Raw genomic sequence first — 12,343 nt, forward strand, 5'->3', positions numbered from 1 at the left:
AGCACCGTATGTTAGACAGATTCAGTATTAAGTTAATCAAAAAACCTCTGGCGGTAGCTGCAAACCAGCTACATAAGGCTGGTATATCGGCAAACCAGGCGACACTGTTTGGGTTCGCAGTAGGTTGTATCGCCTTTCCACTACTTGCTTTTGAGTACTACACTGCGGCACTGGTGTTTATCCTACTAAATCGTATCTTTGATGGCTTGGACGGGGCACTAGCCAGAATTAATGGTTTAACGGATTCCGGTGGTTTTTTAGATATCAGCCTCGACTTTCTATTTTATTCCCTAATTCCATTTGGCTTTGTACTAGCAAACCCGGAAAACAATGCTGTTGCCGGTGCTTTTCTGATTTTTTCATTTATCGGGACAGGTACTAGCTTTCTGGCTTTTGCTGTTATGGCTGGTAAGAACCAGATTGAGAACCCGGTATACAAGAACAAGTCACTCTATTACATGAGCGGGCTCACTGAAGGAACAGAGACCATCAGTTGTTTCGTACTTTTTTGCTTGTTCCCAGATTACTTCTGCCAGATCGCCGTTTTCTTTGGTGTTTTATGTTGGATAACCACCTTCAACCGTATATGGGCTGGCTTTAATACGATTAAAGATCACGAAACCACACAAAAAAATAGCCTGTAACAGACAGGCTATTTTCTTTCTATCTCTATAAGGTGAGTTTAAGACATGAACTTTCTGGCGTTGTTTTCAGCCAGCTTGACGATGACTTCAACCGCTTTTTCCATTCCCTGAACAGTAATAAACTCATGTATACCATGGAAGTTGTAACCACCAGTAAAGATGTTTGGACATGGTAAACCCATGAACGATAGTTTTGCTCCGTCTGTACCACCTCGTATTGGTTTCACATCTGGAGTAACACCACAATCCAGCATAGATTGTTTTGCCAGCTCAATAATATGAGGGTGTGGTATCACCATCTCCTTCATGTTCGCGTAGCTGTCGGTGATCTCTAGTTCGATACTTCCTTTTTCAAGCTGGTTGTTAAGCTCCGCTACCTTTTGTTCCATAAAAGCTTTACGAGAGGCCATACCATCAGCTTCAAAATCACGGATAATATAGTGTAATTCTGTCGCTGCAATACCAGATTTAATAGAGGTCAGGTGATAGAAACCTTCATACCCTTCCGTGCACTCAGGTGTTTCGTCAGCAGGCATAGATAGCTGAAATCTGGCAGCAATATTCATCGAGTTAACCAACTTGTTCTTTGCCGTACCAGGATGAACACTGACTCCGCGACATGTAACTACTGCGCTGCTTGCATTGAAGTTTTCAAACTCCAGCTCACCTACCGGACCTCCATCTATGGTGTATGCCCATTCAGCCCCAAACTTTTCTACGTTGAACAGATCTGCGCCACGACCAATTTCTTCGTCTGGGGTAAAGCCGATGCAGATATCACCATGTGGAATTTCTGGGTTAGATAGCAAGAGTTCCATCGCAGTCAGTATTTCTGCAATTCCTGCTTTATTATCTGCGCCCAGTAACGTCGTTCCATCTGTTGTAATCAGATCATGCCCCGACAATGTCCCCATATCAGGATACTGCTTTGGTGATAGAACCTGTCCGCTATCTCCAAGCACAATATCGCCACCTTGATAGTTTTCTATCAGTTGTGGTTTTACACCCTTACCTGATTCATCGGGTGCGGTATCCATATGTGCCACAAAGCCTATCGCAGGTACCTTTTCGTCCACATTGGCTGGTAGTTTAGCAAGCAAGTAGCCGTTTTCATCCAGACTAACATCTGACAATCCCATCGAGATCATTTCAGACTTTAGCTCTTCAGCGAGTACTCTTTGACCTGAGGAACTTGGGCATACAGGGTTATCTCCGTCAGACTGAGTATCAAACTCAACGTATTTTAGGAATCTGTTGACTAAATTGTTCATAAATTGTTTTTTCTCTTAGGTTATTATAATTCTTTGTTGTTATTAGATGATGAGTTAACGAGAAAACACTAAAGCTTTCAGGCTAGCTTCCTCATCGATATCTTTAAACTCCGGTGGATTTTCCAGACGCTTCACAAATGTGAGTTCAGGAGCTTCCTCTTTCATCGAATCGATCAGGAAATCCGACGAAACTGAGGGGGAGTTGACACATGCTAGGACTAGGCCATCTTCTGTAAGTAGCTCCGGTAGACGTCTCAATATCTTTTTATAGTCCTTCGTTAGGGCAAAGCTTCCTTTTTGAAACGAAGGGGGATCGATAATAATGAGCCCGTAAGGACCTGCCTTTTTGAGCTTTCCCCATGACTTAAAAATGTCATGTCCGAGGAAGCTCACTTTACTCAGATCATGTTCGTTAAGCCTATGGTTATCTCGCCCTTTGCTAAGCGACGATTTCGCCATATCAACATTGACGACCGCCTTGGCACCACCTTCAATAGCAGCAACAGAAAACCCGCACGTATAGGCAAATAGATTCAAAACTCGCCGCGCAGAGGCGACATCTTGTACCCAGCGCCTACCATTACGCATATCAAGAAACAGTCCTGAATTCTGATTCTTGCCAAGCTCTAACTGATATTTCAATCCTGATTCAACAATAATGGGCCTGGAATCCAGCTCCCCAAATATGGTTTCCGCTGGAGCACCATTTTGGTATCGGTGCTGCAAAAGAATGGAACGCCCGCCCCTTAGTTCCCACTCTGCACTTTGGCTAAGTTGATTCAATCCAGATTTTAGTTCATCTATAAAAACATCATCGACTTCCTTAAACAGGCTAACAACAAGCTGCCCATTCAACCAATCACAAGTGAGTTGTTCTAGCCCAGGCCATTGCTGTCCTCTGCCATGAAAAACTCTTCTTGCTTCGTCTGGCACGGTTTTCAACTGCTCGGAAACATGGTTAACAAATGTCAGGAGTTCTTTATGATTCATATTATTTTGTTTCTATTATTAAATTGAAGGCCAGTTTAAAGCCCATGGATCAGCCCACTCTTCTATCCCTTTTCGCACTGATTCGCTTTGCCACTTATCCCCTAAACATTCAGCGTCGGTAGGATTACAAACAAAAGTGTGTTGCAAGCCACAATAAGTGAACTTCAATACATAAGCGTGTAGATAGCCTCGGTCAGATTTGTTCGATGAGTTGTAGATGGGATCTCCTACAATAGGAGAGCCGACCGACTTTAACGCAACCCGTATCTGATGCGTTTTGCCAGTATGAGGTTTACACAAAAACAAGCGTTCGCCCGGCTCTGCTGCCAGGGTAAAAAACTGAGTGGTCGCAGGATTGTTCCTACTTGAAGTAAGTTTCCAGGCGGAGCGTCTTGTACGCTCCATATCACCGGAAATAAGGCCCTGTTTCTTCTTAGGCTTTTTGCTACCAATAGCAAGGTAGTACTTTTCGATCTGTTTATCTGCGAAAAGCTGTGACAATACGCTGGCAGCATTATGTGAACGTGCCAAAAGAAGGATACCAGACGTCATTTTATCTAAGCGATGCACAAGAAACAGCTTGTCGTCTTCTGTTACCTTTGCCACTTCTTCTAGAAGCATGGTGTCGCCATCATCTTTATGTACGCTGACACCGTGGTGTTTATTGATAACAATAAAGTCGGGATGTGTGTATAAAATTTCGAACATATATACCGGGCTCCTGATAAGGCGCCAAGTATATATGTTCTGCAAGAAGATACCAGATTATCTAAGTCGGAAACGTGTAAGCAAAGATTCCAGCTCAGCACTTTTTTCTTCTAATGTGGATACATTTTCAGCACTTCGTGAGATGAGTTTGACTGACCTGTCCGAAATATCATTAATTACCGTAATGTCCGTCGCTATTTCTTTAGTAACCGCTGTTTGTTCTTCAGCAGCGGTCGCAATGGCATGTATCATATCTTTTACATGATTAGTACTTTGAACAATCTGTTCAAGTGCTTCGTTAGCACCTTCAGAATGGGAAACCCCTAAATCGACAAGCTGACCACTCTCCTGTGTCGACTGTACCGCTTCCTGAGTACCGACCTGAATAGAGGATATGATGCCAGCCACCTCTTTGGTTGCATTTGTTGTCCGCTCAGCCAGCGCTCTCACTTCATCTGCAACTACCGCAAACCCTCGCCCGTACTCCCCGGCTCGAGCTGCCTCAATTGCAGCATTTAGAGCAAGTAAGTTGGTCTGTTCAGCGATATCCTCGATAACCTTAATAACACTGCCAATTTCTTCACCATGCTTGCCTAGGTCGCCCATCTGCTCAGTCATCGACCTCATATGTACCGACACTTGTTCAATGCTAGCGACCATTTCTCCCATAACGTTCTGGCCATTCTGTGCTGCGACTCCTGACTCTATTGCAGTATCTGCAGCAGAGTTACTCTGCTGCGCCACTTCAGCAATGGTTAAAGTCAGCTCCTCTGACGCTGTGGCAATCAAACTCGCTTTGCTCGCCTGCTCATTAACTCCCTCTACAACTTCACTACTCACTTCTGAAAGTCCCGCAGATACCGCTTTAACTTCATTACCCACCTGAGTGATCGCTGAGATTAGTTCTCCCAGAGAGTCTTGCATGCTATTCACCGCATTTGCCAGTTCAGAGAGCTCATCACCACTGTCGTCACGAATTCGCTCAGCCGTTAAATCGCCAGATGATAGTTTAATAAAGACATCCCGTAGATTGGTTACTCGAGTTGTGATTGAGTTAGATAGCCACACACCTATTCCGATAGCAACGGTTGTTGCAAAGACGGTCACACTTATCATGACTCTTTCCATCATGGTGAATGAGTCTGCTAAAGTTGTTAACGCGGTTCTCGCGTCTTCATTTTCGTCAAGAGAGCGATCATCCAATAATGATTCAAGAGGTATCAGCGTAGAGGCCATAAGTTCGTCTAAAATCTGGTATAACCGTTTTTGGTTCTCTACCTCTTCAATCCCACTAAATCCAGGAATAATCTGGTTTTCTACACCGGACAAGAAGGTATCCATATAGTGGCGGATCAGCCTAATATTTTCTCGATCAGCTGCGTTATTACTTTCCAAAGGTTCAAGCTCTCTCAGGACATCAAAAAACTGACCTTTATTCCCATTTAAATCTGCAACCGCTGTTGGTTTCCCTGACAAAATCTCTAGTGTGTTCTTGTATACATCACCCGCTTCATCAATCAGAGTTAAATAAAGTTTTACCCCCGGTACGTCGTCATGACGAACCTCGTTTTCTATTTTGTGCGCTATTGTTAGCTGTGACCAAATAACAATACCCGTAATAATCATCAACGCGATTATTGTACCAAATGAGCATGTTAGTTTTTGTTTTACCGTTAACTTCATCACCTAACTCCCTTACCAAGCAATGTTCGTCCAAATCGGATACCACTAAACAGAACAACCTAAGTAACGTTCTGATAGTGACCTGCTCAATATATTATTTATTAGATGAATATTTTAATTGCACATGTAACACCCAGTTAAAAAGTAATGCATTTTAAAGTCAGCTAGAGATATCAACTCCTTATTCTGATTGAATATCCACAATTTTAGTAAGTAAAACTAGTAACAGAAATACCGCATAGTGAGCCTGATAAACGAGATATGAGCTGCAATTTACCTAAAAAAACGGGAGCCTCGTCGGCTCCCGTTTTAACAATTAAAGATTCAGTAATATCGGAATATTACAACTTCTTGGACACCAGACCTGCCAGTGCAATGATACCAATACCCATCAGCATGATTTCACCTTTACCTGAATCAAAGCCAGCTTTGATGCCAGAGAACGCTACGATAGCAACAGCGAATGGGATTACATATTTTACTAGTCCATACCATAGACCGAATAGCGGGAAAGATACCTCACCATCGTTAGTGATCTCTTTCTCAAGATCTTCACGGCTTAATCTCCAGCCAGCAAAGATACAGATTAGCATACCGCCTACAGCCAGGAAGATCTTATCCGTTAGCAGATCGAAGATGTCGAACGCACCAGTATCAAACAGAGTAGGACCTACACCGCCTAGAGACAGAGAAGCAAATACACACAGGAATGCCATTACAACACTTGCTGTAATTACCGCGGCAGGACGTCTCATGCCTTTCTCGTCGATAAGGTAAGACACAACCACTTCAAGCAGAGAAACAGATGAAGTCAGTGCAGCAACACTTAGGCCAACGAAGAATAGCAGAGCAAGTAATAAGCCGATCACACCGCCCATTTCAGCAAATAACTGAGGTACGACGACGAATACAAGACCAGGGCCTGCTGCTGGTTCCATACCAAATGCAAACATTGCCGGGAACATAGCGACACCCGCAAGGATTGCAACGCCGGTATCCATTGCAGTTACCATTGCAGTCGTCTGAACCAGGTTCTCTTTCTTCTTCAGGTAACTACCATATGTGATCATACAACCCATACCCAAACTTAGAGAGAAGAATGCCTGACCAAGAGCAGCCAAAACAACATTACTATCTACTTTAGAGAAGTCAGGTTTGAAAAGGAACTCAAGACCAGCGTAAGCGCCTGGAAGCGTCAACCCTTTTACTGCAACAGTGATAAGGATGGCAAACAGAAGCGGCATTAGGATCTTACCCGCTTTCTCGATACCGCCTGAGATACCCTTAGCTACAACAAAAATGTTGAGTAGCATATAGATACCCATCCACATTAGTGGTTGTACAGGGTTCGAGATAAATGAACCAAAGCTATCACCAATAGCTTCAGGTGAGCTCAACAGGCCAGTCGCGACTTTTTGAACATAAGCCAGTGCCCAGCCACCTACTACCGGGTAGAAGCCCATAATTAACAGACCACTGAGTACACCAATAACACCAACGAATGACCAACGACGGTCAGTTGATTTAAATGCACCTACTGCAGACAAGCCCGTTTTACGACCTACTGCAAATTCGGTCAGCATAACGCTAAAACCAATAAAGATAACAAAAAGAAGGTAAATTAGTACGAATGCACCGCCACCACCTTCACCTGCTGTGTATGGAAACTTCCATATATTACCAAGACCTACTGCTGAACCAGCAGCAGCCAAAACGAAACCTAGTTTCGAGCCCCATGTGTCACGGGATTTAGCGGTTGTAGTATTAGTATCCACGACCTCTCCATTATTAATATGTTGTGTTAATGCAAAGGGGCACCTTAAAATTGTGGGTGTAAAGTTATATTTACAAACATTAAAAATAACCTTACGAACACTTAAAATATGTGTGGCACCCTAACGCTGGCAAGTAAACCAGTTTGTCAATAAAATTGGAACCCCCAAAAGTGTATTTCCCGCTTTAATCTTGCATTATCCTGCTTAAATTCTATTTTTTTGATCGATGTAGCGTTTTGAGTCTGTGTTACGATATTTTAAAAACAGATTCAACTGATGATAAATTAATCAGTAATTCACCCGATGAACGAATGTTTACAGTTTCACTACATCACACATCCTCTTTTTCAGGCATTCTGTCGAATTCAAAATAAACAACGGACATATAAGGTGAATCGTATTATTATCAATTAATCTCAACACCTTACTTTCAGGGAATAATGGAAAAGTTTTATCAGGTTCTAACACTATTTAGTCTGATCGGATACTGGGTACTGGTTGCGGGTGTCACCATTCGCGTAGTGCTGAGACGACGAGCGGTCAGCGTTTCTCTGGCGTGGCTGATGATCATCTATATCATCCCTATTTTTGGGGTGTTCTGTTATTTTCTTTTTGGAGAGCTTAATCTGGGGCGAAAGCGCGCTGAACGAGCCAAGAGCATGTTCACTCCCTATGGGGATTGGTTCTCTCAACTTCACAATTGCAATGCTCATTTGCCTCAGCTAATGAGCCCTCAGATATCGAAAATCGATGATTTATGTACGAATCGAATGGATATCCCTGCCCTATGCGGTAACGAACTCTCCCTCAACGACTCACCTCAAGATATTCTTCGAGATCTCGTCGATGATATCGAAAGCGCTCAGTCACATATTCGTATGGTTTTCTACATTTGGCACGTTGGTGGTCTGGCAGACGCGGTTGGTTCAGCATTAGTCAGAGCAGCGAAGCGCGGTGTGAAAGTACAGTTGTTATTAGATTCTGCCGGTAGCCATCGCTTTTTCCGTAGCCACTGGGTAGAAATGCTAGAGTCATCTGGTGTGACGGTTAAACAAGCGCTTGGTGTAAGCCCATGGCGTGTGTTTCTTCGCAGATTAGATCTCAGACAACATCGCAAAATTGTCGTCATTGATGACGAAGTGGCTTATACAGGTTCGATGAATCTGGTAGATCCTTCATTCTTCAAGCAGGATGCCGGTGTTGGGCAATGGATTGATGTGATGATTAGAGTTACAGGTCCAACAGTCAATGTGCTGTCGGCTATCCACGCCTGGGATTGGGAAGTAGAGACAGGAGAAAGAAACCTACCAACCCTTCCAGAATGTTTTATTGAACCCGCAGAGAAACCACTACCTGTTCAAGTTGTCCCATCAGGCCCAGGCATGCCTGAAAACCTGATTCAACAAGTACTGACGTTAGCAATCAATCAGGCTAATCACTCGCTGAAAATTACCACGCCTTATTTTGTACCTAGCGATGAGTTGCTTGAAGAGTTGAAAATGACCGCGCAAAGAGGGGTTCAGGTCGATATCATCATTCCAAAAAAGAATGACTCTCTGATGGTGCAGTGGGCTTCGCGAGCCTACTATGACGAGCTATTAGCTGCCGGAGTAAGAATATTCGAGTTCGAAGGTGGATTGCTACATACAAAATCCGTGGTTGTAGACGAACAATACTGCTTAATCGGAACGGTTAATCTGGATATGAGAAGTCTATGGCTCAACTTTGAATTAACTCTTGCGGTTGATAGTGTCGAGTTCACTCAAAAAGTCCATCGATTACAGATAGACTATATCAACTCTTCTACACAGATTACCAAAGAGCAGTGGAGTAACCGGAAGGTCTACTACCGATTCTTCGAAAGAGTCTTTTATCTGTTTAGCCCACTACTCTAGTCAATGTAAAACCAAAGAGTATATGTAATGACGTTACGCACTTGCGTAACCTTCTTCATTCTGGTTTTATCACTAGTAATTACAATTCACTGTAAAGGTTGAACTGGGTGCTCCCAACAACGATCTTTATGTTTGTCGGTATTTTAGGGACCAATAATGACCGAAAAGAAAGAAACCACATTTGTCACGGCTGGCAGAGATAAAAAATGGACCAACGGAGTTGTTAACCCACCGGTTCAACGTGCTTCTACCGTTGTTTTTGAAACAGTTGCAGAGAAGAACGAGGCTACAAAACAACGTGCGAATAAAGCGTTGTTTTATGGACGCAGAGGAACTAACACCCATTTTGCTTTTCAGGAAGCAATGAACGAAGTTGAAGGCGGTGTCGGTTGTGCCCTTTATCCTTGTGGCACGGCTGCAATATCTAACGCAATACTCTCATTCGTCAAAACCGGCGATCATATCCTGATGGTTGATACTTGTTACGAACCAACTCGAGATTTTTGCGATGTGATTCTCAAGAAAATGGGGGTTGAAACAACCTACTTCGATCCATTAATTGGAGAAGAAATCCGAGATCTGATACAGCCAAATACAACCGTGCTATTTCTTGAATCCCCTGGTTCAATAACAATGGAGGTTCAAGACGTCCCTACTTTGGCTAGAATCGCTCACGAATCAGACGTAGTGGTTATGCTGGATAACACGTGGGCGGCAGGTGTCAACTTTTCTCCATTTGAACATGGCGTTGATATCTCTATTCAGGCAGCAACAAAGTATATTGTTGGTCATTCCGATGTCATGCTGGGAACTGCCGTTACCCATGAAAAATACTGGGATCAACTGCGCGAGCAAAGCTACCTTATGGGGCAGTGTGTTTCCCCAGATGATGCTTACCTTGGCTTAAGAGGAATAAGAACTCTGGATGTTCGCCTGCGCCAACATCAGGAGAACAGCCTGAAAGTCGCCAACTGGTTATCTCAAAGACCTGAAGTGGATCATGTCCGACATCCCGCACTGGAAAGCTGTCCTGGTCACGAGTTCTTCAAGCGAGATTTTACTGGTAGTAACGGACTGTTCTCTTTTGTGTTAAAAACTTCTGATAGCAAAGCAACGACCGAATTATTAGATGGTATGAACCACTTCAGCATGGGTTACTCATGGGGTGGCTTTGAAAGCTTGATTCTGGCTAATGAACCAAGCTCATTTAAAAGTTTGAGAACCGTAGCAAATCCAAAATTTGAAGGCACGCTTATCCGCCTTCACATCGGGTTAGAAAATGTCGACGACCTTATCGCTGATTTAGAAGCTGGTTTCGAAAGATATAATGCCAAGCTAAATAGCTAATAAGTCACACCCCAGATTTGAGCTAATACCGATTAGTGCTGATAACATGTATCAGCACTTATCTTTTCTGCACCAGCAATCTTCCAAGTGATCGTCTACCAGCCCTATTGCCTGTGCAAATGCATACATAGTTGTTGTTCCAACAAACTTAAAGCCCCGTTTTTTCATATCCTTGCTCATTTGATCGGATAGTGGTGTAGACGCAGGGACATCTTCGAGAGATCGCCAGTTGTTAATTATTGGCTTACTGTCTACGAATGCCCATATGTAAGTATCCAGAGAACCATACTCTTTTTGTATTGTTCGAATCACTCTGGCGTTATTGACCACGGATTCGATTTTACCTCTGTGTCTCACTATCTCTGGGTTTGCGACTAATGAATCAATTTTTGACGTGTCAAAAGCGGCAACCTTTTCAAGATCGAAGTTGCAGAAAGCTTTTCGATAACCTTCTCGCTTTTTAAGTATCGTGCTCCAACTCAGCCCAGCCTGAGCACCTTCCAGTGATATACATTCAAATAACTTGTTATCATCATGAACTTCCCTACCCCACTCTTCATCGTGATATCTGGCATCGAGTTCAGAGACATTTGCCCAGCCACATCTGTTCTTTTCCATTGCTCCACCTGACAAAAAACCTCCACGTATGGAGGCTTTCATATTAAATAAACGATTGAGTACCAGTTTTTGATTGCTAGTTATAGCTTACGAAACTCGCGATTGACTTTATAGGCATCAGAGGTAACGTAGGCCTCTACAACCCGCACTTTTTTGTCAACTTCCCCAAGCTCAGATTCTATATTTTCCAATAGCTTAACGGCTGGTTGACCGGCTTGCCATGCTTTACTCTTTAGCTTGTGGTCTCGTTGAGTTTTCATCGATTCTTGATATTCGTAAGGCTGCTTTTCTAGCATCAGAGTAAATGCCACATACGCCAATACCACAAGAAAACTACCACCTAGCAGGGCTGCCGAAACAACAAGAATACGGATCAGCCATATCTCCGCACCAAGATAGTTGGCAATACCAGCACAAACCCCCATCAGTTTCCCATTTACAGGGTCTCTGTACAGTTGCCTGTTATTCATAGTTTTGCCTCCAGTTTGGCGTTTCAGAATCCAGAATACGCTCCAATGAGTTTACTCGCTTCTGTAGTGACTCCGCCTTCGCCGACAGCGATTCTAGCTTTTCATAATCTTCCTGAGATAAGCCACTGGCTGACGTTTTCTTGCTTCGGTAGTGAAGAAACAACCACAGAGGTGCCACGAAGATCAGAAATACGATTAATGGTACCGTGATAAAGGCTGTTGACATAGTTCACTCCTATTATTGGTTCTTATTCATCTGCTCTTTAAGTTTCGCTAACTCACTCTCAATTTCATCCTGAGCCTGAAGTTCTGCAAACTCCTGATCAAGCGATTTACCCTGTCCTGAAAGAGCATAGCTGTCTGCTTCAGCTTCCAGTTCATCAATGCGTCTTTCATACTGGTCAAATTTAGATAATGCTTCATCAGTTCGACTTGTATGCAGTGTACGCTGAACGTCTCGACGACTGCCTGCCGCTTCCCGACGGATAACGAGCGCTTGCTGCTTTGCTCGCGTTTCGTTGATTTTAGCTTCCAGCTTACCAATTTCTCCAGTTAACTTCTCAATGGTTTCTTCAACCAATGTTTGTTCTGTATGCAAGCCTTTAACGACATCCTGCAGTTTCTGCTTTTCAATCAAAGCTGCACGCGCCAAATCTTCACGCTCCTTCGTCAGTGCCAATGTTGCTTTTTGCTGCCACTCCAGAATCTGAACTTCCATAGCATCTACTCGACGGGCAAGCTCTTTTTTATCAGCCATTGCTTTTGCAGAGTTTGTTCTTACTTCAACCAGAGTGTCTTCCATCTCTTGTAAAATAAGACGAATCATCTTTTCAGGATCTTCTGCTTTATCTAATAGTGCACTAATGTTTGAATTCACGATATCTGCAAAACGAGAAAAAATACCCATAATTTAACTCCTTAGTAAATCACCTAGTTCTTTGA

Annotated in this window: 12 protein-coding genes; 3 read left to right on the forward strand and 9 right to left on the reverse strand. The window is 43.3% G+C overall.

From position 1 onward, the window contains the following. Positions 1-8 precede the first annotated feature (8 nt). On the forward strand, positions 9-644 hold the full coding sequence (locus SNR28_RS19450) for a CDP-alcohol phosphatidyltransferase family protein (protein WP_375750224.1): 636 nt from the start codon (positions 9-11) through the stop codon (positions 642-644). Between the two features lie 38 nt (positions 645-682). Here the strand turns inward: SNR28_RS19450 and pepT are convergent, their stop codons facing one another. The 5 genes from pepT to SNR28_RS19475 form a co-directional block, all read right to left on the reverse strand. Further along, positions 683-1,915, reverse strand: a complete 1,233-nt coding sequence (gene pepT / locus SNR28_RS19455) for a peptidase T (protein WP_375750225.1) — start codon at positions 1,913-1,915, stop codon at positions 683-685. A 54-nt stretch (positions 1,916-1,969) separates the two neighbouring features. Further along, positions 1,970-2,905 carry a class I SAM-dependent methyltransferase gene (locus tag SNR28_RS19460; RefSeq protein ID WP_375750227.1) on the reverse strand — a complete coding sequence of 312 codons (936 nt, stop codon included), beginning with the start codon at positions 2,903-2,905 and terminating at the stop codon, positions 1,970-1,972. 18 nt (positions 2,906-2,923) lie between these two features. Beyond that, positions 2,924-3,613 (reverse strand): TIGR01621 family pseudouridine synthase, encoded by a 690-nt coding sequence (locus SNR28_RS19465; protein ID WP_375750229.1) that lies wholly within the window; start codon positions 3,611-3,613, stop codon positions 2,924-2,926. A 57-nt stretch (positions 3,614-3,670) separates the two neighbouring features. Beyond that, positions 3,671-5,296 carry a methyl-accepting chemotaxis protein gene (locus tag SNR28_RS19470; RefSeq protein ID WP_375750230.1) on the reverse strand — a complete coding sequence of 542 codons (1,626 nt, stop codon included), beginning with the start codon at positions 5,294-5,296 and terminating at the stop codon, positions 3,671-3,673. 341 nt (positions 5,297-5,637) lie between these two features. Then, positions 5,638-7,071, reverse strand: a complete 1,434-nt coding sequence (locus SNR28_RS19475; protein WP_375750231.1) for a sodium-dependent transporter — start codon at positions 7,069-7,071, stop codon at positions 5,638-5,640. Positions 7,072-7,511: 440 nt separating this feature from the next. Between SNR28_RS19475 and cls the strand changes: the two genes are divergently transcribed. Further along, positions 7,512-8,966 (forward strand): cardiolipin synthase, encoded by a 1,455-nt coding sequence (gene cls / locus SNR28_RS19480; RefSeq protein ID WP_375750233.1) that lies wholly within the window; start codon positions 7,512-7,514, stop codon positions 8,964-8,966. Positions 8,967-9,122: 156 nt separating this feature from the next. After that, positions 9,123-10,313: a cystathionine beta-lyase gene (locus SNR28_RS19485; protein ID WP_375750235.1), complete on the forward strand. Its 1,191-nt coding sequence runs from the start codon at positions 9,123-9,125 to the stop codon at positions 10,311-10,313. Between the two features lie 51 nt (positions 10,314-10,364). On the opposite strand, the gene SNR28_RS19490 is transcribed toward SNR28_RS19485, so the two are convergent. The 4 genes from SNR28_RS19490 to pspA form a co-directional block, all read right to left on the reverse strand. Further along, on the reverse strand, positions 10,365-10,931 hold the full coding sequence (locus SNR28_RS19490; protein WP_375750237.1) for a DNA-3-methyladenine glycosylase I: 567 nt from the start codon (positions 10,929-10,931) through the stop codon (positions 10,365-10,367). An 80-nt stretch (positions 10,932-11,011) separates the two neighbouring features. After that, a complete protein-coding gene (gene pspC / locus SNR28_RS19495; RefSeq protein ID WP_375750239.1) occupies positions 11,012-11,401 on the reverse strand; it encodes an envelope stress response membrane protein PspC in 390 nt (129 codons plus the stop codon). Then, positions 11,394-11,627: an envelope stress response membrane protein PspB gene (pspB, locus tag SNR28_RS19500; RefSeq protein ID WP_375750241.1), complete on the reverse strand. Its 234-nt coding sequence runs from the start codon at positions 11,625-11,627 to the stop codon at positions 11,394-11,396. The genes pspC and pspB overlap by 8 nt, the downstream gene beginning before the upstream one ends. 12 nt (positions 11,628-11,639) lie before the next feature. After that, positions 11,640-12,308, reverse strand: coding sequence for a phage shock protein PspA (pspA, locus tag SNR28_RS19505; RefSeq protein WP_375750243.1), 669 nt, complete (start codon positions 12,306-12,308; stop codon positions 11,640-11,642). Positions 12,309-12,343: the final 35 nt, after the last annotated feature.

It is taken from the genome of Vibrio iocasae, assembly GCF_042245395.1.
Taxonomy (GTDB): domain Bacteria; phylum Pseudomonadota; class Gammaproteobacteria; order Enterobacterales; family Vibrionaceae; genus Vibrio; species Vibrio iocasae.

What these genes read in the sequence shown, in the direction of transcription:
- cls (WP_375750233.1), top strand. Translation starts at nt 7,512, where the DNA reads ATGGAAAAGTTTTATCAGGTTCTAACACTATTTAGTCTGATCGGATAC.
- SNR28_RS19465 (WP_375750229.1), bottom strand. Translation starts at nt 3,613, where the DNA reads ATGTTCGAAATTTTATACACACATCCCGACTTTATTGTTATCAATAAA.
- pepT (WP_375750225.1), bottom strand. Translation starts at nt 1,915, where the DNA reads ATGAACAATTTAGTCAACAGATTCCTAAAATACGTTGAGTTTGATACT.
- SNR28_RS19485 (WP_375750235.1), top strand. Translation starts at nt 9,123, where the DNA reads ATGACCGAAAAGAAAGAAACCACATTTGTCACGGCTGGCAGAGATAAA.
- pspA (WP_375750243.1), bottom strand. Translation starts at nt 12,308, where the DNA reads ATGGGTATTTTTTCTCGTTTTGCAGATATCGTGAATTCAAACATTAGT.
- SNR28_RS19450 (WP_375750224.1), top strand. Translation starts at nt 9, where the DNA reads ATGTTAGACAGATTCAGTATTAAGTTAATCAAAAAACCTCTGGCGGTA.
- pspB (WP_375750241.1), bottom strand. Translation starts at nt 11,627, where the DNA reads ATGTCAACAGCCTTTATCACGGTACCATTAATCGTATTTCTGATCTTC.
- SNR28_RS19490 (WP_375750237.1), bottom strand. Translation starts at nt 10,931, where the DNA reads ATGGAAAAGAACAGATGTGGCTGGGCAAATGTCTCTGAACTCGATGCC.
- pspC (WP_375750239.1), bottom strand. Translation starts at nt 11,401, where the DNA reads ATGAATAACAGGCAACTGTACAGAGACCCTGTAAATGGGAAACTGATG.
- SNR28_RS19470 (WP_375750230.1), bottom strand. Translation starts at nt 5,296, where the DNA reads ATGAAGTTAACGGTAAAACAAAAACTAACATGCTCATTTGGTACAATA.
- SNR28_RS19460 (WP_375750227.1), bottom strand. Translation starts at nt 2,905, where the DNA reads ATGAATCATAAAGAACTCCTGACATTTGTTAACCATGTTTCCGAGCAG.